Raw genomic sequence first — 22,202 nt, 5'->3', positions numbered from 1 at the left:
AATGACATCACTCCTTGATCGCCTGACCATGGGAAGAAAGTTCTTCCTGGTGCTTTTCTTGCCGCTGCTTTCCATCCTGTGGATGACGCTCTCCACAGTGCTGGAACGCCAGGCGGTCGTTACCCGGATGGACAATCTTCAAGAGGTAGCGATCCTCGGGCGTCATTCGGCCAACCTGGTACACGAACTGCAGCGCGAACGGGGGATGACGGCCGCCTTTCTCAGCAGTCATGGCCGTAATTATCACGCAGAGCTACCGGTGCAACGTGAGGCGACCAATACCCAGGCCGAATCATTTGACCGCTACATCGCTGACATAGACTTTTCCCGTCATGACCCTCGAATCGCAGCACAGGTCGATCTGGCAAAGCGTCTGCTTGAGGAGAAGGATGACCTACGGCGTAAGGTCGATGGTCTCGACATATCTGCCGAAGCATCGACGGACGCTTATACCAACATCAACGAGGCGCTGATCGATATCGTCGCCAAGCTGACCTTTGGCGTCGATCAGGGAGAGGTCGCCCGTCAGCTGACGGCCTATTACGACCTTTTGAACATCAAGGAGCTGGCCGGCATAGAACGGGCGGTACTGGCGGCATCTTTCAGCGCCGACGCGATATCGCCAGTAATGTTCAGGAAGCTGCTTTCGTTGATCGTGAAGTCCGATGTGCACAAGAAGAACTTCTTCGAGCTTTCATCACCGAGGGTTCAGGAGGAGCTCAAGACGCTGACCGGCAGCGCACTTGGCGAGCGTTTGAATGCCATGCGCAACGTGGTCCTCGACAAGGCCTCAAGCGGCGGCTTCGGCATCGATCACCAGGAGTGGTTCGAGGCCCAGACCGAGTATATCGATGGCATTCAGCAGATCTCCCGGTCGGCAGAACAGCACCTTATGGCACGTATTGACGACTTGCAGAAAGCATCCTTCAGCTACCTTCTCAAGCACGCTCTGGCCATGCTTGTGGTCATGGGCATTACCTTCGTGTTTTCGATTGTGACCGCCCGCAGCGTGGTGCGTCCTCTAAAGATTGCCCTGATGGACATCAGCGAGCAGAAAGATGATCTGACCAAGCGACTGGCGGTCCCCGGCAAGGACGAGCTGTCGCAGCTTTACCGCGCCTTCAACGACTCGCTGAGCAGTATTGCCAGCCTGGTGGTCAACCTGAAGAAGAGCGCCAGCGCCGTCGAGGCGGTCAGTGGAGAAATCACCAGGGGCAACCATGACCTGGCGAGCAGGACGGAGCAGCAGGCGGCCTCACTGATCCAGACCGCTTCCAGCATGGAGCAGATCACCGCCACCGTGAAGCAGACCTCGGACTCCGCTCGCCAGGCGCAGGAAATGACCCGTGAAGTCGCCTGCCGCGCCAACGACCTGAGCCAGAACGCCGCCCAGACCCGTACGGCCATGGAACAGATTCGCGACGCCAACCAGGAAGTCACCAGGATCGTCGAGGCCATCGACGACATCGCCTTCCAGACCAATATTCTGGCCCTGAACGCTTCGGTGGAGGCGGCGCGCGCCGGCGACCAGGGTCGAGGGTTTTCGGTGGTGGCTTCGGAGGTGCAGAAGCTTGCCAGCCGCTGCGCAGAAGAAGCCACCCTGATCCGCCGGTTGATCACCACCAGTACGCAGCGGGTCGACAAGGGGGAGCGACTGGTGGCTTCCACCAGCGAGGCGCTGGTCACCATCTCCGAGCATGCCCAGCAGACGGCGACCCTGGTGTCGGAGATTTCCACCGCGGCGACCGAGCAGTCGCTGGGTATCGAACAGATCACTCAGGCACTGGCGCAACTCGAGGACGTCACCCAGCGCAACACCGGCCTGGTCGAACGCGTTGCCACCGCCAGCGAGTCCCTCGACAAGCGGGCTCGCGACATGGCCTCGCTGGTGGGCCGCTTCAAGGTCGATGTGCCAACGGCCCTTCACGCCACGTCGGAAGACGGGCCGCTTATTGGCTCACCCCAGGCCACCCTTGTCGACTGCCACGCATAGGCCCTACAGGTTCCCCGCCTTGCCGCCCTTCCGGGCGGCTTTTTTTATCAGGCATGGAACCCATACAAACAAAACCTCGTTTTATTTTTGATGAATCGTCTTTGACAATATTGAAACGCAATTCTAGCCTTGCTGATGCCACCCCAGCACAACAAGGAACAACGCCGTGCTCGAACACGACCATCTCAGCCGTTTTCACTCCCATCGCCATTCCCTTTGCCAGCCCCTTTACCAGTCCCCTCGCCACCCCCTTCGCAAGCCCTTGATCGTCGCGCTGTCGGCCCTGGCCGTCTCCTCCTTCGGTATATCCTCCATGGCCGCCGCCGAGGATACGCCACCGGCGCAGGTCTTCGACCTGACGACCTGGAAGTTAACCCTGCCCATGGACGTCGACGGCGACGACGACGTCGACGAGATATCGGTCGGCGAGCTTCAGTCCTATCAACATCCGGACTACTACTATCTGAACGACAACAATAATCTGGTCTTCGTGACCCCCAATAGCGCCTTCACCACCCCCAATTCCAGCAATGCACGCACGGAACTGCGTCAGATGCTGGCCGGCGCCGACGACGCCTTCGGCCCCAAGGCACCTGAGCAAAACTTTGCCCTCGCCTCCCACCCCGAGGCTGACCGCTACGCCCAGATCGGCGGCTACCTCGATGCCACGCTGCGGGTCGATCACGTCGCCGAGCGCACCGACAAGCCCGACCGGGCAGCGGCCTACTCGGTGGTCATCGGCCAGATCCACGCCGGCAAGGACGAAGCGGTGCTGGCCCAGGACAATGGCTTCGGCCACGGCAACGAACCGCTGAAGATCTACTACAAGAAGTTTCCCGACCACGAGACCGGCTCGGTGTTCTGGAACTATGAACGCAACCTCGAGAAGGATGACCCCGAGCGCATCGATGTCAGCCACGCGGTGTGGGGCAACGACTGGAGCGGCAGCGAGGATCCGGGCGAGGCGGGCATCGCCCTGGGCGAGAGCTTCCGCTATCGGGTCGAGGTCAAGGACGACGTCATGCACCTGACCTTCGCGTCAGACGGCCACCCCACCCGCACCTTCGAGCAGAACCTGGCCGACAACGTCGGTCCCGACGGTGAGGTCGACGAGGCCGATCATCCGCACGGCTACGCCGGTGACTGGATGTACTTCAAGGCGGGGTCCTATAACCAGTGCAACACCAAGCCGGAATCTGGCGCCTGCCTGGGTACCGGGGTGTGGGAGACGGACCAGCAACACGGCGACTACGCTCAGGTCGTGTTCAGCGAGCTGGATAGCGGCCCGGTCGAGTAAGCGTCCAGCGAGCGCCCGGTAACGTCCACGCCAGAGAAGAGCAACGTCCACGTCAGAGAAGCGTAACGTTCACGCCAGGGGCGAAGCTGCCGCTTGCTCCTGGCCTACGGCGCTCGGCAACAAAGGCCGACTTGATCCAGATCAGCAAAGGCGCTTTCGCCTCAAGGGCGAACTTCGACAGAAAACCGTGCACTTTCAAGCATGTGCTCGTGCAGCAATGGGCAAATTCAACGGCAGTGAATGGCCCGATTCGAACGCTCGATGCCCCCCTGCCGACCCACCCTCCAGACATGAAAAAGGGCCTACGACAGTGTCGTAAGCCCTTGAATTCTATGGCGCGCCCTAAAGGATTCGAACCTTTGACCTTTGCCTCCGGAGGGCAACGCTCTATCCAGCTGAGCTAAGGGCGCGCGGTGCCGCCTGAACCTGTCACGCGGCGAGCCATATCCTACCTTGCGCACCCGCCGGTGTCCACCCAAGGGCATGCCCAAGCCCCGCAGCGCCACCTTCCCGGCGACGGGCGACATTTTCCCGTCTCGAGCGATCTCGCTATACTGCCGGCACAGCGTGACGCCCGGCGATAGGGACGATGGCCGTGCTCGGCGCCACCAACAATAACTTCCATCAAGCGACCGTTACAGAGGTGGTGAGAGTGAAATCCAGCAAGCTGATCATGGGGTGTCTGATCACCCTGGGCCTGGGCTCCGGCCAGGCGATGGCACAGGACGATGCCGAGCGTGACGCCATGGCCGAGCGCCTGGCCCCGGTAGGTTCTGTGTGCCTCGAAGGCCAGGAATGTGGCAGCGCCATGGCCGCCGCGTCAGGCGGCGGTGACGCCGCGGCGTCGGGCGGTGGCGTCGATGGCGAAGCCGTCTACGGCGGCATCTGCATGGCCTGCCACGATACCGGCGTCGCCGGCGCACCCAAGCGCGGCGACGAAGCGGCCTGGGCCGAACGCACCACCAAGGGCTTCGACACCCTGCTGGATCACGCTCTTAACGGCTTCAATGCGATGCCGGCCCGTGGCGGCAACCCGAACCTGTCCGATGAAGAAGTCCATGCGGCGGTGGCCTACCTGGTCGAGCCGGTGATGGAAGTGCCGTCAAGCGACGCAGGCGCCAGCGAGGCGGCCCCTGCCGAAGAGACAGCATCAGACGACAGCGCCGCCGCTGCCAGCAACGAAGCAGCAGGTGAGGACGCTGCCGCCACCGATGCGGCTGGCGGCGACGACGCCGCTGCAACCGATGCAGGCTCTGCCGAGGTCGACCCGGCGGTGGCGGCCATCGATGGTGAAGCGGTCTATGGCGGCATCTGCATGGCGTGCCATGAAGCCGGTGTCGCCGGCGCCCCGGTTCGCGGTGACGCCGCCGCCTGGGAACCGCGCCTGGCCAAGGGCATGGACACCCTCTATGACCACGCCATCAACGGCTTCAACGCGATGCCGCCCAAGGGTGGCAACCCGAGTCTGTCCGATGACGAGATCAAGGCGGCCGTCATTTACATGACCCAGTAAATCGACTCACGCGATATAGCAGCGGGGCGCCCATGGGCGCCCCGCTTGCGTTGGTCTGCTGGCGAGGCCTGGTCCTGCACTCGGGTCGTGCCAAGCCTTGATGCCATCGGGCTTATCCACAGCCTGTGGCGATCCAGCGGCTGTGGATGGATTCAGTCCAGCAGCGAGCGCAGCCCGGCGATGGCGCTCTTGCCCCGCTCCTGCTTGCGCTCGGGGTCTTCCCGATCGGCGCGTCCTTCCCACTCCAGATCATCCGGCGGCAACTCGTCGAGGAAGCGGCTGGGGGCGCAGTCCATCAACTCGCCGTAGGCCTTGCGCTGGCGCGCCAGCGTCATGGTCAGGGTACGCCGGGCACGGGTGATGCCAACGTAGGCCAGGCGGCGCTCCTCCTCCACGGTGCCGGCCTCGATGGAGTTGCGGTGAGGCAACAGCTCTTCCTCGAGACCCATCAGGTAGACGTGGGGGAACTCGAGGCCCTTGGAGGCGTGCATGGTCAGCAATTGCACACGATCCGAGTCATCTTCTTCCGCTTGTTGCTCGAGGATATCGCGCAATACCAGGCGCGAGATCGCCGATTCCACGTCGTCGGTTTCGGTATCGGTGCTGGCGGTGTTCTCTTCCGGATCGGCCTGCATCGACTTCTCGAGCTGGTCGATCAGGATCCACACGTTGGCCATGCGCCGCTCGGCGATGGTGGGGGCGCTGGCGTTCTGGTAGAGCCAGGCCTCGTAGTCCATCTCGCGCATCATCTCGCGGATCGCGGCGATGGCGTCGCCCTGGTCCATGCGGCGGCGCACCCCATCGATAAAGTGGGTGAACCGCGTAAGCCGCTCCACCGCGCGGGCCGGCAGCTGCTCGGCCAGCCCCAGCTCGTGACAGGCGGCGAACAACGAGACGCCGCGCTCGGTGGCGTAGTTGGCGAGCTTCTCCAGGGTGGTCGGGCCGATCTCGCGACGCGGCACGTTGACGATACGCAGGAAGGCGTTGTCGTCGGCCGGATTGATCAACAGCCGCAGGTAGGCCATGGCGTCCTTGATCTCGCCCCGGGAGAAGAACGAGGTGCCGCCGGACAGCTTGTAGGGAATCTGGTAGTGCTGCAGCTTCAATTCCAGCAGGCGCGCCTGGAAGTTGCCACGGTAGAGCACCGCGAAGTCACGCCATTCGGCGCGCTCCTTGATCCGGCGGGTCAGGATCTCGCTGGCGACCCGCTCGGTCTCTGCCTCCTCGTGGCGCGTGACCACCACCCGGATCGGATCGCCCTGGCCCATGTCCGACCACAGGGTCTTGTCGTAGACGTGGGGGTTGTTGGCGATCAGGGTGTTGGCGGCGCGCAGGATGGTGCCGGTGGAGCGGTAGTTCTGCTCCAGCTTGATCACCTTGAGCCGCGGAAAGTCTTCGCCCAGGGTCACCAGGTTCTCCGGCCGGGCACCGCGCCAGGCGTAGATCGACTGGTCATCGTCGCCGACCACGGTGAAGGTCTGGCGCTCGGCCATCAGCATGCGGACCAGCATGTACTGGCTGACGTTGGTGTCCTGATACTCGTCCACCAGCATGTAGTGGATCTTGCGACGCCAGCGGGCCAGCGCCTCGGGGTCGTCGCGCAGCAGTACCACCGGCAGCAGGATCAGGTCATCGAAGTCCACCGCGTTGTAGGCCTTGAGGTGGCGAACGTAGGCCTCGTAGACCCGGGCGGCGTACTGCTCGTCTTCGGTGGCGGCGTGGGACAGCGCCTGGCCGGGCAGGATCAGGTCGTTCTTCCAGTTGGAGATCACTCCCTGGACCTGATTGATCTGGTCGGCGTCGACCTGGGCGTCCTTGTTCATCAGATCGCGCAGCAGCGCCTTGGCGTCTTCCGGATCGAACAGTGAAAAGCCCGGCTTGTAGCCCAGCGCCTTGAGCTCGCCGCGGATGATGTTGAGGCCGAGCGTGTGGAAGGTCGAGACCGTCAGGCCGTGGCCTTCACGCCCCTGCAGCATCGAGCTGACCCGCTCCTTCATCTCGCGGGCGGCCTTGTTGGTAAAGGTCACCGCAGCGATGCGCCGGGCGCTCATGCCGCATTCCTGGATCAGGTAGGCGATCTTGGTGGTGATCACGCTGGTCTTGCCGGAGCCGGCCCCGGCCAGCACCAGGCAGGGACCGTCGATGAAGTGCACGGCCTCGCGCTGACGCGGGTTGAGGCCGCGGATGCGTTCGCGGATCGTCTTCACAGGTGCGTTCATGCGTCGTCCTGGGCGCCGGGCTGGACATCGAGTCGCGCCGCGCCGTCGAAATCGAGTTGTCGCCAGGCCTCGAACACCAGCACCGCACAGGCGTTGGACAGGTTCAGGCTGCGGCTGTCCGGCAGCATCGGGATGCGCAGGCGCTGCTCCGGCGGCAGTGCATCGAGCATCGCCTGGGGCAGGCCTCGGGTCTCGGGGCCGAATACCAGGGCGTCGCCGGAACGATAGTCGGGCTCATGGTAACCACGCCGCCCACGGGTCGAGACGGCGAAGACCCGAGAGGGCGAAACCTCGTCGATGAACGTCTGCCAGTCGGCGTGGACCCGGACCCGCGCCCACTCATGGTAGTCCAGCCCCGCGCGCCTGAGGCGCTTATCGTCTAGGGTAAAGCCTAACGGCTCAATAAGGTGCAGGCGAAATCCGGTATTGGCGCACAGGCGTATCAGATTGCCGGTGTTCGGCGGAATCTCGGGTTGATAGAGCACCACGTCGAGCATTGGACATCACCAGGATCGCGGCGGAGGACGATGTGAGGCAGGGAGATCACCGAGGCCCTCCTGGGAGGAAGACCTCGGCGCAAGGAAGCCATAGCGACTCAGGCGCTGACGCCGTAGCGTTCGCGGTAGGCGCGGATGGCCTCGGCGTGGGGTTTGAGGGTGTCTCCCCCGCTCTGTTCGAGGTAGGCCAGCACCTGGTCGAGGCCGACGATGCTGACCACCGGGATGCCAAACTCGGCCTGCACCTGCTGGATGGCGCTCTTGTCGGTGTCGTCGCTGGCGCGCTCCTGGCGGTCCAGCGCCACCACCACCCCGGCGGCCTGGGCGCCGGCGCCGTCGATCAGCCCCATCACCTCACGGATCGCCGTACCGGCGGTGATCACGTCATCGATGATCATGATGCGACCGTCGAGCGCGGCCCCGACGATGTTGCCGCCTTCGCCGTGGTCCTTGGCCTCCTTGCGATTGAACGCAAAGGGCAGATCACGGTCATGATGGTCAGCCAGTGCCACGGCGGTGGTCGCCGCCAGCGAAATGCCCTTGTAGGCCGGACCGAACAGCACGTCGGCCTCGATCCCGCTTTGCTCGATGGCCTTGGCGTAGAAGCGCCCGAGGCGCGCCAGGGCGCGGCCGGTCTTGAACAGGCCGGCGTTGAAGAAGTACGGGCTCACCCGCCCCGACTTCAGGGTGAACTCACCGAAACTGAGCACGCCCTCGCCGATGGCGAACTCGATGAACTCCCGCTGGTAGGGATGAAGGCGCGCCGCGCCTGGCGGTTGAGGTGCCATGTCAGCCACGAGGCCTCCTGTCCAATTGCCTGGCCTTATCACGTTTTTCTCGACCGGCCATTTACCCAAACGTCGAAACGTCGGGTATCATACACGCGCGACGCAAAAGGGACCACGTATGAAAATCGCCACCATCAATGTAAACGGCATCCGCGAGGCCGTCGGTCGAGGCTTTCTCGACTGGCTCGCCAACCAGGACGCCGACGTTGTCTGCGTCCAGAACATCAAGGCCAAAAGCTTCGAGCTGGACGACAGCATTCTTTATCCTGAGGGCTACGAGGGTTACTTCCTCGACGCCGAACAGGACGGTTTCTCAGGGGTCGGCCTCTACTGCCGCAAGATCCCCAAGGCCATCATGTACGGCCTGGGCTTCCCCCAGTGCGACCATGAAGGACGCTTTCTGCAGGCCGACTACGATCGCTTCTCGATCGCCAGCTTCCTGATGCCCGACGGCAGCGATCCTGACGCCAAGCAGGCGTTCATGGCCCAGTACCAGGAGTACCTGTCGAAGATGGCTCGCAAGCGCCGCGAGTACATCATCTGCGGCACCTGGCACATCGCCCACAAGACCATCGATCTGGCCAACTGGGCCGACAACCAGACGACGCCCGGCTTCAAGGCCGAAGAGCGCGCCTGGATGGACCAGGTGTTCGGTCCCACCGGCTTCATCGACACCTTCCGCGAGATCAACCGCGACGGTGACGAGTACACCTGGTGGCCGGCGCTGGACCAGGATCAGCCGCGCTCCCGTCAGGAGGGCTGGCGCCTGGACTACCAGATCGTCGGGCCGAACTTCCGTCGCCATATCACCGACGCCTGGATCGACTACGACGCCACCTTCTCGGAGTTCGCGCCGCTGATCGTCGAGTACGACCTGCAACTGTAAGCCTCCCTTCGTCGCCGTCTGGCCCGGGTCCGGGGCCGGACACGAAAGCGCCGGCCCCTCAGGGGGCCGGCGCCTTCGTTCATGCGACTCATCTCGTCACGGCGACCGCTCAGGCGCGATTGCCGAGCGCCTCACGCTGGTGCTCGAACAGCTCGTTCCCGGCCTTTTCGGCCAGATCCAGCATGGCGTTGAGCTGACCACGGGTGAAGGTGCCGGACTCCGCGGTGCCCTGGACCTCGATCAGCTCGCCGGATTCGCTCAGCACCACGTTCATGTCGGTATCGGCGCTGGAGTCTTCCGGGTAGTCGAGATCCACCACCGGCTGACCGCGATAGAGCCCCACCGATACTGAGCTTACCAGCTGCGAAAAGGGGTCGGTCTTGATCAGCTTCTCGCGCTGCAGGTAGCGGATGGCGTCGATCAGCGCCACGCAGCCCCCGGTAATCGAAGCCGTACGCGTGCCACCATCGGCCTGGATCACGTCGCAGTCCACGGTGATAGTGAACTCGCCAAGCTTCTTCAGGTTCACCGCCGCACGCAGCGAACGCCCGATCAGACGCTGGATCTCCAGGGTGCGGCCGCCCTGCTTGCCGCGTGACGCCTCGCGCCCGCTGCGCGAGTGGGTCGCCCTCGGCAGCATGCCGTACTCGGCGGTGACCCAGCCCTGCTTCTTGCCCCGCAACCAGCGCGGCACGCCGGCCTCGACGCTGGCGTTGCACAGCACCTTGGTGTCACCAAACTCGACCAGCACCGAGCCTTCGGCGTGGCGGGTGTAGTCACGGGTGAGACGAATCTCGCGGGTCTGGTCAAAAGCGCGTCCGCTGGGACGACGGATGTCCGTGGACATGGCACCTCTCTTGGTCGACACGCCTCTTGCCGCGGCATCGCCTGGCGCAGCGAAGGGGACGACGTCGATCATGGAATGGAAAACGAAGGCCGCCCATTCTACACGCCTTGACCGATGAATCGGGTACACTGCGCTCACCGGTGTCGAGCCCACCCTCGACGGCCTTGCGACACCACCGCGCCCGACGCCAGGAATTCGCCAGGAAATCGCCAGGAGACCCGCCATGGTTCACAGCATGACCGCCTTTTCGCGCCAGGACCTCGAGGCCGACTGGGGCAGCCTGCAGCTCGAGCTGCGCAGCGTGAACCAGCGCTACCTGGAGCCGCACTTCCGTCTGCCCGAGGCCCTGCGTGACCTGGAACCCGGCTTCCGCGATGCCCTGCGCAAGCGCCTGGCACGGGGCAAGATCGAGTGCACCCTGCGCTTCGATGCCAGCGACAAGAGCGACAGCCTGAGCGTCAACCATGAGCGCCTCGCCGCCCTGTCATCGGCCCTGGCCGAGGTACGCGCCACCCTGCCCGAGGTGCACATGCCCGACGCCCTGGCCATGCTCGGCCATCCTGGGGTGCTCGAAGGCGGAGGCCTCGATCTGGACGCGGTCAAGCAAGCCGCCAACCAGATGTTCAAGCAGGCCCTGAATGACCTGGTGGAAGGCCGAGCCCGGGAAGGCGAGCAGCTCAAGGCGCTGATCGAGGAGCGTCTGGCGGCCATCCATGAGCTGGTGGCCGAGGTACGCGAAAGGATGCCGCAGATCCTCGAACGTCAGCGCACCCAGCTCGAGGAGAAGCTCGCCAACCTCAATGTCGAGCTCGACCCCCACCGGCTCGAGGCCGAGGTGGTGCTGATGGCCCAGAAGGCCGACGTCGCCGAAGAGCTCGACCGCCTCGACACCCACGTCACCGAAGTCGGCCGCCAGCTTAAGCAGAAAGGCCCCATCGGCCGTCGCCTGGACTTCCTGATGCAGGAGCTGAACCGCGAGGCCAACACCCTGTCGTCCAAGTCCGTGGTCGCCGACACCACGCGCTGCGCGGTGGAATTGAAGGTACTGATCGAGCAGATGCGCGAGCAGATTCAGAACATCGAGTAGCATCCACCAAAGGCCATCAAAAACCATTAAACTACTGTTTTTCAAAGAAACAAAGACATAAGAAATCCACCAAGACCCACCAGCATCCCCGGAAATCCAGATCATATCGGGGAGTAAACCGGGGAGAAAAAGCATTGCCTCTCCTCCCTCAGACACATACCCTTGAAGATACTCCCCAACCATGTCGATCCGAGTGCATGACCGGGAGAAAGTGGGGGAGGTGCCCGCTGGCACTCTAAATGCCGTTGCAAAAAGGCCCACTGGGCGCCAGTGACGAGCTCATATGACATTGAGCCGCCTATCTAGCCCAAGCCTAGCCCGAGCAGCTATCAAACGGTCGTTTGTTTTATTTTCCACGGGGGACGAGAGGAAATAATGGGAAGCCTTACCGCCAAGAAGAGCCAGTCGCTTGTCAAGGAGGGTAAAGCAGGGCGCTACAGCGACGGCAACGGCCTGTACCTGATGATACCGAGGAAAGGAACTCCTTACTGGATGTTGCGATACACGCTGTTTGGCAAGCGGCGTGAGATGACACTGGGCAAACATGCCCACCTCTCTCTCGCCGAGGCTCGGACGAAAGCGGTTGAAAACCAGAAGTCTATCCGCAAAGGCCTTGACCCCATCGAGGAACGCAAACGCGATAGCCAAGCCTTGATCAGGACAGTGGAGGACCTGTTTGCTGACTGGTACCCGGAGCTAGAGAGAAGACTCAAGCACCCAGCTATTCCAAAGCGGATATACAAAAAAGAAGTGGCGCCCCTCATCGGGGGTAGATCGCTGGATGCTGTCACTCCAATTGATATCCGTGAAATAATTAGACGAGTAACAAATAGTGGTAGGCCGACAATAGCTAATGACACACTGATGTATCTTAAACAGATGTTCAACCACGCCATAAAACTGGGAATTTTAACTTACAACCCAGCATCAGCCTTCAACGTCAACGACGCAGGCGGTATTGAGAAAAGCCGCGATAGGGTTTTGAGCCTCGATGAGATTCGCAACGTTTTCCAAGCATTCAGAGACAATAGCGACAGCTTCAGCCGCGACAACTACCTCGCCTGCGCGCTACTGCTCGTCCTGGGAGTACGTAAGACCGAACTTACCGAAGCCCAGTGGTCAGAATTCGACCTGAAGAACGGCCGGTGGAACCTGAGCGGTGAGCGCAGCAAGACAGGCGCCGGGATCGTCATTCCCCTCCCACCGCAAACCATCGGCTGGCTGGAAGAGCTCAAGATCCGTGCCTGCGGCTCGGACTATGTCTTTCCTAATCGCCGCAGCAGTAAGCGGGCCCACATGGGCAAAGACACGCTGAATCGTGCCATTGCCAAGCTATTTGGCAAGGAGCCTGGCAAGAAGCCGCAACCAGAGAACCGGATGGGCGATATCACCGAGTTTACTGTGCATGATCTGCGCCGCACCTGCCGCAGCTTACTCGCTGCGGTTGGTGTACCGGGGCATGTCGCGGAGCGTTGCTTGAATCACAAGCTCAAGGGCGTCGAAGGCATCTACGACCGTTACGACTACTTCGACGAGCGAAAAGAAGCGATTATCAAGGTCGCAAACCTTCTTGGCCCTGCAATAAATCTGCCCTAACTCACAACGTAAATTTCTACACACCAACAACATCTCATGAGCCAATTCTGGAGAAAGCGCCATGAGACTAATCAAGCTTAAAGATGTCACCAGCCTTACAGGTCTTGCACGCTCCACCATTTACAAATACATTTCCGAAGAAAGATTTCCAAAACCAGTATCCTTGGGAGAAAGAAATGTCGCCTGGGTAGAGGAAGAAATTCAGGACTGGATCCTAGAAAAAATAGCCGAAAGAGACCTTGCATAAATAGGGTAAAAAAACACGCTCGTCATTCCACCTAGCCGCAACATTCCCGCCGACTAAAAAAATACCGCTCCACCAGCCGACACAGCTTCCTAAGCAGGAAGCTGTGTCGGCATTATCATGTTATTTTTTCAAAGGCATCCCCTCTCAGCGAAGGACACCACCTCCTCACTGCCAACCACTAGGCGTGTAAATCCACCAGGTTTTCATCAGGCATCAGGCCGCCATGACCATGGCCATGCGACGATCAAGCTCCTCGTAGAAGGCCTCGACCCGCTCGGCGATGGTGCGAATCATCACCTCGTCCCGGTAGGCCCGCTTCACGAACAGCGGCATCCCCGGCCAGTAGCTAACGAAGTCGATCCATTCCCGCTCGCTGACCCACAGGCCGCCCTGGCACTGAGCGACGTGCTCTTGAGGTAGCTCGTCGGCCAGCAGCAGCTCGATCTGGTACTTGGGCAGCTTGGTCTTGATCTCCACCAAGCCATTGGTATCCACCAGGCAGTCCGGCGAATAGCCCACACCGTGGTTGAGGATGATGCCGACCTGCGCCAGGCGGGGCAGACCGGTGGCCTCGTGATAGAGCTCCCGGGCCACGGGCTCCAGCTCATGGCCGCGCTGGGTGTGGGCATTGCCCTGAAAGGCATCGGACGGCTCGCCGGTGATGCGCTCTCCGATCAGTTGATGCATGTAGCTGAGGGCCCCGGCACCGAAGCCGCCCGGTCCCTTGCCCTTGACCAGCAGAGTCTTCAGCTCGGACATGGTGACGATACCCAGACGGGCGGCATGCCACTCGGGCGTGCCCTGGTCCAGCGCCAGTATCTGCATGACGTTCTCCTTCTCGATGACACGGCATAGGCCGCGAGGGGAGGTCCCTTCGCCGCCCGATCAGTGATGTTGATGGTTGGGCTGCGCCCGCTTCTGCAGGGAGGCACGCAATCTGTCGAAGTCGCCGCGCGGCACCTGCTCAGCGTCGCCGTACTTGCCGACGAACCACTCCTGGGTCGCAGGAGGACAGGCGGCGATCAGCTGCCGGATCTGCCCGGCCTGGAAAGGGGTGACGAGTTTGACCGGGGCGGCGGCCTGACCGTTGTCGTCCTGGCCGCGGGTGGTGATGTTGAGCAGTGCGCAGAGCACGTAGCGCTTGCCGTAGCTGGTAGAGGAGCCGAAGGCCTGAACGGCGTTCTTGCTGCCGCTGGTATCGGCCGGCAACAGCATGCTGGTCTCTTCCCGATGGCCGTCCTGGTGCATCAGCACGCCGGTGACCTGGATGCCGCGTTCCTGGGTCTGAATGCGGAAGCTCACCGCGAAGCCGTACTTTTTCATGATCGGGCGCACGGTATCGACGATGTCCTCCAAGGTGGCGTAGTGACCGTTGTTGGTCTTGCCACGCTCGGCGATGCTCGGCAGTTCGGTCTGCATGGCCGCCATCGCGGCGCTGTAGGCCATCAGCGCCTGGCGGTCGAGCACACGCTCCTGCATCTGGAGCAGACGCTCCATCTTGTCGATGTCGACCTCGGGATTGAGTGCGGCCCGCTCGATCACCTGGATGATCGCGGTGCTGTCCTGGGTGGCCTGTGCGACCGGTGCCTGGTTGGCGGTCTTGGGATGAATAGGGGTTGCCATGATGGCCTCCGTTATCGATAGCGTTGGATGACGTCAGGGAGCTGCTCGATCGGGACCGGCTCCAGGGACACGGCCACGCGATAGACCTGCCCCTTGGCCAGAACGTGGGTTTCGGTTGCCTGTTCGCCGGCCTCCAGCAGCTGACGGGTCAGCTGGGTCAGGGCCCGGCATATCTCGAACGTCATGGGCGATTGCATTGGTATCTCCTGAAACAGTAGCGCCCGGCCTTTGAAGGGGCCGGGCGCTCTGCCGCGATGAGGGAAAGGCTGGGTGGATGTTTTGCTGAGTGATGATCAGCCCACCAGCGCAAGGGCAGACTCCAGCGCCTTGTCCTTGAGGCCGGCGCCCTGGCCGAACCAGGCGGAGTCCATGCGGTAGTCGTTGCTGCGGGCGCGCTTCTCGTGATCCACGTACTCGGTGACCGCATTGAGTAAGCCCCAGGCGGTGCCTTGCGCCGTGCACAGCTGAGAGCCGCGCCCCTCACCCTGATAGAGCTTCTGGACGCGATTGAGGGCGCGAACGTTGGGCAGCTTGGACGGATCGTCCATCGGCGCCTCGGCGTTGCAGACCACCGACTGGAAGTAGGTTCTCGCTTCCTCCTGGCTGACCTTGCGCTCAGCCAGGGTCTTCAAGCGGTACATGAAGTCGTCCCACTGGGACACGGAGATCCCCAGCTGCTGCTTGACCAGCTGAGGGCGAAACTCGGTGCTATGTGGCACTTTCACGCCCTGGGAGGTGCCATCCACCGCGATGGTCAGGGTGTTGTTGCAGACCACCCGCACGGACGTCGGGGTGGCGACGGTGGCCAACGAGCCGTCGCAGGAAGTGGCCAGCAGCAGGTAGTCGTTGACCTGATCCTGGCCCTTCAATGCCCCGCCCAGGCCGCTGCGCGCCAGGGCCCAGAACTTGCGGCCACCCTTGAGCACCCCGGCCGTCTCCAATTCGTATCCCGCGTATTCCGTGAGATCACGGTAGAACTCCAACACCTCCTCCGGTTGCACCACCTTGTAACGCTGGGAGACCACCGACAGTGGATCCTTGGTATCGGAGCGGTAGAGCACTTTCTGCTCGGGGAAGGAATGGATGCTGCCCAGGTGGCCAGCGCCGTCGGCAATGAAGCGCACCAGGGATTCCTCGATGTGCCAGTCCATGCCGGCCTGCTGTCGCCAGACTTCCAGCGGCTGATGACGAGACAGCTGCTGGCCCAGGCCATGCCAGGGGGTATCGCCAACGTAGGCCATTTGTTCGATCAGGTGTGCCATGGGGAAAGCTCCTTGAGAGTCGAGCACTGCATAACAGCCCGCTCCCCAAGGAAGCAGGCCGTCCGTGAGCATGTTGATAAAGGGAGTCGCGGGATCATCGCTGAGCAGCGATGGACTCGTGAGACGGATCTTTAGGGGTCAATCGATATGGGGACGAAAGGTGTGGCCGCAGGCACGGCACTCGAGATTGTCGAGCACCTGATCATCCAGCTGACTACCCAGCCGTGCCCCAGCGACACCGCCTGCCGTGCCACCGACCAATCCACCAAAGACGGCTCCGGCGATACTGCCGACAGCGATCCCGACCGGACCGCCTACTGCGCCCACCAGGGCTCCGGCCTCGGCGCCACTCCAGGCGCCGGCCGCCCCACTGGCGGTACCGGCCACCGCCCCCGTGGAGCCTCCTACCTTCCGCCCGCGATGGCGCGACACGACCCGCAACGCGCCACAGCTGGGACAAGACATGGACATGACATTACCTCTTCCATCGAAAAAGACATGAGAACGAAGCCACCCGTCTGGGGCTTCAAGGAGGTAGTACAGGTTTGAAATTCGATTGAATCGACAACGGGCAAGATCCTGGGCGACACACCCGCAACATCATCGAGGTATACGTCAGCTACGGGAAAAAGCCGGGTTTTCCGGCCTCCGTCGGCTTCCTGAGCATGTTTCAGAACATCCGTCCGATGTTTCCCAGGATGACAAGCCAGGACGACGTAATATTTTACAGCGCTGTGAGATGGGATGCAGCGAAACCGTGACGTCATCGCGTCGCGGTGTCTTGTACGGATCGATAACGGAATTTCCCGAGAAAGTTAGTGACACCTCATTCGCCAGAAAACTGGGGCGATTGGCATGTCCAGGGATAGCGTTTCCCTGGGGTTCCGACATGCGTCACTGACGGGTAAGTATTATAGGGAGATTCACTAGACTCCTAACAGGGTCTACAGGGATAGGTCACTAGGTCATGATGGGCTCACTTGTGAAAGCCCATCCAGGATCATGAAGGATCATCCGAGGAGTGGTCCCATACAGACCACTCCCAATGAAACCATCACCCAACATGACCTTCTAGGGATTGACCTCACAGGCGACTGGAAAACGCCTGATGATGAAGTTCAAGTGAGCGACAGCATCACATCAAGGTCAGTACATACCGCTTCCTATTATCCTCCTATCGATCGACAAGACCATCGCTGCGGAATCTTTCACCATTCCCACAGCGAGGTATCTCCTCATGTTTCAACATCACCCCCTCTGCCATCCGCTTAACGACAAGCTGCGCCTTCACTACGAAGACATCTATCGAGGCTTTGACGTCCAGCATTGGACAGATGGCCCACTGGTCGTGAACTACCTGGAACGGTCCTTGCAGACCCTTGACGCCGTGACACGGATCAACCATTCCACCTTCATCTTTCGCGTGGATCTCCACTTCCCGGATGAGATGCCGCGTCTGCCGATGCATGAGACCAACGCCGTGCTGGCACGGTTCTTCTACTTCTTCCGCTACGAGCTCAAGCGGAGGCAAACCAAGTACCCGACCCAGCTGCACTACCTGTGGGCACGCGAGCAGGTCAACAGCGACAAGCCGCACTACCACCTGATGATCATGCTCAACAGGAACGCCTACGACAGCCTGGGGGCGTTCGGTCCAGATTGGTTCGGGGTCTACTCATTCAACAACCTCTACCACCGCATGATGCGTTCCTGGTTGAAGGCAATGGGGTTCGATCATGACGATCCACGCTTCCATCAGCTGATCCATGTCTGCAAAGACCCGGTCACAAAAGAGCCCTGGTCCTGCGCCCTGCATCGGGATGACTGGATAGCCATGAATGAGGCGGTATTCATGGCCAGCTATCTGTGCAAGGCCTTCAGTAAACCGTTCGGCCAGAGGGCGCATGTCTTCGATGGCAGTCGTCTTTGGTGATTGAGTGACATGGTATGGGTCCGTCCTAGGCGGACCCGTCCTACCTCTCTCAACATGGTGCCTGCAATGTTTCCGACTTCGATGTTTCCCTCCCTCTCGTTCCCTCACAACACCCGTGGCAGCCAAGAAGAATCGTCATCCCACGATCCCTGGGGAGATCGTCGCCTCGCCAGGATGGAACGCAAGGAACCGACCCGTCGACTGCTACGTGACGTCATGGCCCTACGCCGGATTCGTGGCATGAGCCAGACAGCGCTGGCGGCCGATCTGGGAGTCAGCGTGCGAACCTTGCAGGAGTGGGAGCAGGGGCGACGACTGCCCTCGGGGGTTGGCCATGCCCTGCTCAGACAGTGGGTAGAGACCCACCAAAGCGATGGAGATTGAGACATTGCGATGGATTATCGTACAACATGAGCGCCGCAGGATGTCGATTTTCATGTTTTTTTAGATTTATAAGTCACAATGTCTAACCCAATACCAGTTTGCACGCTCTAGGCAGCCCATCGCTACTTCTGGCGAGAGGCATCGCATGAGGCACGCCAGCGCCCATAGGGGCCACGTTTCTCGAGAGGGACAAGCTGAACCCCGAACGTCGCAAGCAAGGCCCTGCTCTGCTTGAACTTGGCCGCCAACCCTCGGGACGTGACAGGCCAGGAACCTGAAGGATCAGGCTCAGGGCGATACCCATCGAGCAGCACAAGCCAATCCTTGACCGTGGCCTCTATCCGTCCATCTTCCGACGCATCGATGAGACGCTTCACGGCCATCGCGACAGGATTCTCCTCCAGCTCATAATCGCGACGACTTTGCTGGTTGGCATCAAGTTGTTGCCAGAATTCGGCAGTATCTCGACCCAAAGCATCAGCCACCAGTACACCTATCCGGCATAGGTCTCGCAAACCACCATAGCGGTCGCATTGTCGATCATTTTCAACATGGCTCCAGAACTGGTTAACATAGCCAAATATTTGGAGAAGGCCATGAATGATGGTTCTCTCCGCCATGCTGCGATCCTCCACAGCATTTTGAGATTTGCCCCCTCCTGCATCATCCAGCTCTATGCTCAAGGTAGCGTCGGATAGCGGTGCATAGGTCACTACACTCTCGCTGCTATTCAGCATGACCGCACAACGGACGGAAAGATCTACCCCAGAACGCTTCGTTTTCGTGCGCCACTCCATTGCCTTTCCCTGCATGATCGAAAGCAAGCCTTTCTGCTGTGTTTTGGACAGCGAATCCACTCGATGGAAACTCATCAGGTAATGGCACTGCGCCCGAATATCCACTTGCTTTATCGACTTGGGAACCTCGATCTCAAACAGACTACTCGCCGGGTCTATGACCGTCTTCAGCATCTTCTGTGAATCGATCAGCTCAGGAGTAGGCTCACCTAACAACTCAAGCAACACGGGCGCACTATCTGAGCGCCAGGCCATGACCATCCAGGCAATCACCAACAGGTCACTATCTTTCGGCAGCGAAGTGACATCGAATAAAGTAGATATCGATTGAGGAAGCACATTCCCAACGTTATCAGGAACACACACCGGCAAGCTTTCTCGAGGCATGACATGGGGAATCCCAGTCCGTATCTCATAGCTCGATAAGCCCGGTGAAAAAATCAAGCATTGATTCCCCAAGATCAGCGCACGTCGACCACTGTTCAAGTCAACGCCTGCACGACCGTAAACCGGTAGAACAGCCTCGGGGATAGCACCATAAACAAAATTGCTGATGGCAGACCTGATGACACCATAGGAGACATCCTGCTGCCTTCCTATGGAGGTTCTCCAATACTCTCCCTTCAGCCTCTCAAGGATCTTTGGGTCCAAATGTGGCAAAGTCTCGCCCGTAAACTTATCAGTCAGCAGTGGGCTTCTCGACTCATTAGTAGTGAGATAAAACTGTCCTTGAAGCATGGACATGACATCGGCTACTTGTCTATCGTGACGAGATTGCTTTGGCGCTTGGCGCGCTCCAAATAACCCCATGCCCCCAGCACCAGATTCACTGCTCAAATCAGGCGCTGCCGGCCAGGAAGGCCAAGGAGCATTGAGCGCAGCTTGGAGATCGGGGTCACTAAAGAGGGACTTTAAAGTGGCCGGTGGCTCATCATCGTGTGATGCATTGGGAAATGAGGAAGAGGGTCCTGTATCGGGCGTAGGCGAAGTCTCTGCGGCATCATCAAGCTCACCAGAAGCCACCTTCCGAGCTTGCTCACGCCAATGCTCACTCAGGCCAAACCTCTGCCGCCGGTGCTTGGTATTGGCTACCTCGTGTCCCACTGGATGAGACTCGTGGTTATCCTGACCATGATCCGTCATTCCCTACCTCGTGCCTTTTCGCCATCGAATATCTCGCAAAGCCTATCACACGGACCTCTGACATCCGCTCTTCCCGATCCCCCTCGTTAGCTGTGATACCTCAGGCTTCTTAAGCCAGGCGGCTACATGGCCGAGACAGTAGAGGCGACTTGTCGTCTCGATCACCACCCCCTGCCTTACAAATGGCGCACAGCGGCCCCGGGCCGCTTTTATACCGTGAGATACGAAATCATCAGGTAGCGGCATAAACGCCGCACAGAGCGGCATGGCGCGATAACGTCGCCGTCTCTACCCACAGCCCACTGACCACGGCGGCCACGCATGAAATTTCCACCCAACAGCCGTATCAACTCCATCATGGACGACCGGCTGGCCGCCAACAGCTGTCAAGGTCTTCGCTGCACCGCATGTCGGAGTTCTTCGAGACTGTCAGTTTCAACAGATGGCTGCATGGAATGCCAGAAGCTGGCAGCACCACATTGACGAGCCCCGTCATGACCTACCAGTCATGCAGGGCAGCGATCAACGGGCACGACACCTTTCTTTGATGCACATGGCATTCATCGACCAGCCGGGATAAGGCCGCCTCGATGCGGGTCAGATCAGCCAGCCTGGCGCGCACGTCGTCAAGTCGCTGTGACGCTAGTTCCGCCGCCTCGCTGCAATGAGCACCATCCTCCAGAGCCAGTAGCTGCCCGATCTCGTCCAGGCTGAATCCCAGCCGCTGCACCGCTTTCACGAATTTCATGCGCGCCACGTCGGCGCTGTTGCTCGTGCAGTTGCTGGCTTTACCGGTCTATCTCTGGCTCTTTCTGGGCGCGGAGTGGTTCCAGGCAGCGATCAGCACCCACCTCCTCAGCGCCTTCGCGGGATTGATTCTCACCCCCTTGGCCCTGGCCTGGGTGACCGAGCGGCTGGCCGAGCGTCACCTCAATGCCAGACGGTGGGTTCATGGCCTGGGCCTACTGCCCGTACCCCTGCTGGCACTGGTGGTCTTTGTCATCGCGGCCTCCCAGGTGACGACCGTGGCCGGCCTCGGCGGGGTCTTGCTGCAAGTGCTGCCGATCTTCGTCGCCTACCTGGCCTTTGCCGCCATCCTGGGCAAGACCCTCGGCAGGCTCTTCCGGCTCTCCGCGCCATCAGCCAGGACTCTGACCTTCAGCTTCGGCACACGCAACTCCTTCGTGGTGCTACCCATCGCCCTGACGCTGCCCGATGCCTGGCAAGCCGCCGTGGTGGTCATCGTCTTCCAGTCGCTGGTCGAGCTGTTCGGCATGGTGGTGTACCTGAGATGGGTGCCAGGCAAGTTGATCCCGGAGCCCTCTCACACATAGCCCTTGCAGCTCCCCATCCAATTTCCAGGAGTAAAATGTGATCGAACGTCGTGTTCGGCTGCCTCAAGGCGCAACGACGAACCTTGCACCGTACTCCTAGCCAAGCCCCCCTCGGCAGCCCCCTGAACCGTACCGATCCTCTACGGAAGATAGGGGCGATGGACAGTGACTACTCAGGCACCGCTGGCAAGCCTTTCGAGGTCGGCAACCACGGCCTCCATAGGATCGCTGTCGCGGATCAGCAGGCGCGCCTCTCCCTGATCATTGAAGGCGAAAACAGCGCTGGAGTGCGACACATCATAGTTGCCTTCGCTGTCCTCTTCGCCATACCCGTAGGTCACCCGATAGCGGCGTGTCAGTTCATCGAGGGCCGCTTTATCCCCCGTGAGGCCGATGAACTGGGGGCCGAAGGCATCCGTGTACTCTCGCAACGTCTCGGCGTCATCGCGACGAGGGTCGACCGAGACGAAGAGCACCTGAATGTCGTCGCGCGCCGCCTCATCCATGCGTTGGGTGGCGGCGTCGAGGCGCGCGAGGGTGGTGGGACAGACATCGGGGCAGTGAGTGAAGCCGAAGAACAGCAGTGTGCTCTTGCCGAGGAACTGATCGGCGTTGACGTCTTTGCCGTTCTCGTCGACAAGCTCGAACGCCAGGGGAGGCATGAGCCCCGAGATATCCTTGGTCTGCCAAGGCGGCTCGCTGCAGCCCGCAAGCCATAGGGTCACGAATAGTGCCATGATCCATCGGTGCATCCTG

Annotated in this window: 22 protein-coding genes and 1 tRNA gene; 10 read left to right on the top strand and 13 right to left on the bottom strand. The window is 60.9% G+C overall.

Going from position 1 to position 22,202, the window contains the following annotated elements; translation table 11 throughout:
• Position 1 precedes the first annotated feature (1 nt).
• Positions 2-1,993, top strand: coding sequence for a methyl-accepting chemotaxis protein (locus NFH97_RS09200; protein ID WP_349624708.1), 1,992 nt, complete (start codon positions 2-4; stop codon positions 1,991-1,993).
• Between the two features lie 166 nt (positions 1,994-2,159).
• A complete protein-coding gene (locus NFH97_RS09195) occupies positions 2,160-3,290 on the top strand; it encodes a polysaccharide lyase family 7 protein (RefSeq protein ID WP_349624707.1) in 1,131 nt (376 codons plus the stop codon).
• A gap of 333 nt (positions 3,291-3,623) precedes the next feature.
• Here NFH97_RS09195 and NFH97_RS09190 read toward each other — a convergent pair.
• Positions 3,624-3,700, bottom strand: a tRNA-Arg gene (locus NFH97_RS09190).
• 242 nt (positions 3,701-3,942) lie between these two features.
• Between NFH97_RS09190 and NFH97_RS09185 the strand changes: the two genes are divergently transcribed.
• Positions 3,943-4,803 carry a c-type cytochrome gene (locus NFH97_RS09185; RefSeq protein ID WP_231498572.1) on the top strand — a complete coding sequence of 287 codons (861 nt, stop codon included), beginning with the start codon at positions 3,943-3,945 and terminating at the stop codon, positions 4,801-4,803.
• Positions 4,804-4,955: 152 nt separating this feature from the next.
• Here the strand turns inward: NFH97_RS09185 and rep are convergent, their stop codons facing one another.
• The 3 genes from rep to pyrE all read right to left on the bottom strand — a co-directional run bounded on the left by rep (position 4,956) and on the right by pyrE (position 8,307).
• Positions 4,956-7,022 carry a DNA helicase Rep gene (rep, locus tag NFH97_RS09180; RefSeq protein ID WP_108132000.1) on the bottom strand — a complete coding sequence of 689 codons (2,067 nt, stop codon included), beginning with the start codon at positions 7,020-7,022 and terminating at the stop codon, positions 4,956-4,958.
• Positions 7,019-7,519: a tRNA (uridine(34)/cytosine(34)/5-carboxymethylaminomethyluridine(34)-2'-O)-methyltransferase TrmL gene (trmL, locus tag NFH97_RS09175; protein WP_108131999.1), complete on the bottom strand. Its 501-nt coding sequence runs from the start codon at positions 7,517-7,519 to the stop codon at positions 7,019-7,021. The genes rep and trmL overlap by 4 nt, the downstream gene beginning before the upstream one ends.
• A 98-nt stretch (positions 7,520-7,617) precedes the next feature.
• Positions 7,618-8,307, bottom strand: coding sequence for an orotate phosphoribosyltransferase (gene pyrE / locus NFH97_RS09170; protein ID WP_045992106.1), 690 nt, complete (start codon positions 8,305-8,307; stop codon positions 7,618-7,620).
• Between the two features lie 118 nt (positions 8,308-8,425).
• Between pyrE and NFH97_RS09165 the strand changes: the two genes are divergently transcribed.
• Positions 8,426-9,193 carry an exodeoxyribonuclease III gene (locus NFH97_RS09165; RefSeq protein WP_045992107.1) on the top strand — a complete coding sequence of 256 codons (768 nt, stop codon included), beginning with the start codon at positions 8,426-8,428 and terminating at the stop codon, positions 9,191-9,193.
• 109 nt (positions 9,194-9,302) lie between these two features.
• On the opposite strand, the gene rph is transcribed toward NFH97_RS09165, so the two are convergent.
• Positions 9,303-10,040, bottom strand: coding sequence for a ribonuclease PH (gene rph / locus NFH97_RS09160; protein WP_045992108.1), 738 nt, complete (start codon positions 10,038-10,040; stop codon positions 9,303-9,305).
• A 223-nt stretch (positions 10,041-10,263) separates the two neighbouring features.
• Between rph and NFH97_RS09155 the strand changes: the two genes are divergently transcribed.
• The 3 genes from NFH97_RS09155 (at position 10,264) to NFH97_RS09145 (ending at position 12,970) form a co-directional block, all read left to right on the top strand.
• Positions 10,264-11,127: a YicC/YloC family endoribonuclease gene (locus tag NFH97_RS09155; RefSeq protein WP_108131998.1), complete on the top strand. Its 864-nt coding sequence runs from the start codon at positions 10,264-10,266 to the stop codon at positions 11,125-11,127.
• A gap of 375 nt (positions 11,128-11,502) precedes the next feature.
• Positions 11,503-12,723: a tyrosine-type recombinase/integrase gene (locus NFH97_RS09150; RefSeq protein WP_152480003.1), complete on the top strand. Its 1,221-nt coding sequence runs from the start codon at positions 11,503-11,505 to the stop codon at positions 12,721-12,723.
• Positions 12,724-12,784: 61 nt separating this feature from the next.
• Entirely contained in the window at positions 12,785-12,970 is a 186-nt protein-coding gene (locus tag NFH97_RS09145; RefSeq protein WP_035414227.1) for a helix-turn-helix transcriptional regulator, read from the top strand.
• A gap of 213 nt (positions 12,971-13,183) precedes the next feature.
• Here NFH97_RS09145 and NFH97_RS09140 read toward each other — a convergent pair whose 3' ends face one another.
• The 5 genes from NFH97_RS09140 to NFH97_RS09120 all read right to left on the bottom strand — a co-directional run bounded on the left by NFH97_RS09140 (position 13,184) and on the right by NFH97_RS09120 (position 16,326).
• On the bottom strand, positions 13,184-13,795 hold the full coding sequence (locus NFH97_RS09140) for a lambda exonuclease family protein (RefSeq protein WP_035470208.1): 612 nt from the start codon (positions 13,793-13,795) through the stop codon (positions 13,184-13,186).
• A gap of 60 nt (positions 13,796-13,855) precedes the next feature.
• Entirely contained in the window at positions 13,856-14,593 is a 738-nt protein-coding gene (locus NFH97_RS09135) for an ERF family protein (protein WP_035470206.1), read from the bottom strand.
• Positions 14,594-14,604: 11 nt separating this feature from the next.
• Positions 14,605-14,790 carry a hypothetical protein gene (locus tag NFH97_RS09130; protein WP_035470203.1) on the bottom strand — a complete coding sequence of 62 codons (186 nt, stop codon included), beginning with the start codon at positions 14,788-14,790 and terminating at the stop codon, positions 14,605-14,607.
• Between the two features lie 96 nt (positions 14,791-14,886).
• Complete coding sequence (locus tag NFH97_RS09125; protein WP_035470200.1) at positions 14,887-15,855, bottom strand: DUF932 domain-containing protein; 969 nt, start codon at positions 15,853-15,855, stop codon at positions 14,887-14,889.
• Positions 15,856-15,993: 138 nt separating this feature from the next.
• Positions 15,994-16,326, bottom strand: coding sequence for a hypothetical protein (locus NFH97_RS09120; protein ID WP_035470198.1), 333 nt, complete (start codon positions 16,324-16,326; stop codon positions 15,994-15,996).
• Positions 16,327-17,092: 766 nt separating this feature from the next.
• Here NFH97_RS09120 and NFH97_RS09115 point away from each other — a divergent pair.
• Together NFH97_RS09115 and NFH97_RS09110 are read left to right on the top strand one after the other, a co-directional pair.
• Positions 17,093-17,788 (top strand): YagK/YfjJ domain-containing protein, encoded by a 696-nt coding sequence (locus tag NFH97_RS09115; protein ID WP_035470195.1) that lies wholly within the window; start codon positions 17,093-17,095, stop codon positions 17,786-17,788.
• 9 nt (positions 17,789-17,797) lie between these two features.
• The gene (locus NFH97_RS09110; protein ID WP_349624706.1) at positions 17,798-18,172 is read left to right on the top strand and encodes a helix-turn-helix domain-containing protein; all 375 of its coding nucleotides are present in this window, start codon (positions 17,798-17,800) and stop codon (positions 18,170-18,172) included.
• 122 nt (positions 18,173-18,294) lie between these two features.
• Here NFH97_RS09110 and NFH97_RS09105 read toward each other — a convergent pair whose 3' ends face one another.
• Both NFH97_RS09105 and NFH97_RS09100 read right to left on the bottom strand, forming a co-directional pair.
• Positions 18,295-20,112, bottom strand: a complete 1,818-nt coding sequence (locus NFH97_RS09105) for a hypothetical protein (protein ID WP_253554685.1) — start codon at positions 20,110-20,112, stop codon at positions 18,295-18,297.
• A 499-nt stretch (positions 20,113-20,611) separates the two neighbouring features.
• Complete coding sequence (locus tag NFH97_RS09100) at positions 20,612-20,860, bottom strand: MerR family DNA-binding protein (protein WP_081919056.1); 249 nt, start codon at positions 20,858-20,860, stop codon at positions 20,612-20,614.
• Between NFH97_RS09100 and NFH97_RS09095 the strand changes: the two genes are divergently transcribed.
• Entirely contained in the window at positions 20,859-21,446 is a 588-nt protein-coding gene (locus NFH97_RS09095; RefSeq protein ID WP_231498570.1) for a hypothetical protein, read from the top strand. The two genes, NFH97_RS09100 and NFH97_RS09095, sit on opposite strands and share 2 nt — an antisense overlap.
• A 173-nt stretch (positions 21,447-21,619) precedes the next feature.
• On the opposite strand, the gene NFH97_RS09090 is transcribed toward NFH97_RS09095, so the two are convergent.
• Positions 21,620-22,198 (bottom strand): SCO family protein, encoded by a 579-nt coding sequence (locus tag NFH97_RS09090; protein ID WP_045993868.1) that lies wholly within the window; start codon positions 22,196-22,198, stop codon positions 21,620-21,622.
• Between the last annotated feature and the right edge of the window lie 4 nt (positions 22,199-22,202).

The sequence above is a fragment of the Halomonas sp. SCS19 genome, assembly GCF_040147015.1.
Lineage (GTDB): Bacteria > Pseudomonadota > Gammaproteobacteria > Pseudomonadales > Halomonadaceae > Halomonas > Halomonas litopenaei.
Note: the sequence above shows the minus strand (reverse complement) of the source record. Positions and strands in the feature narration are given on the sequence as shown.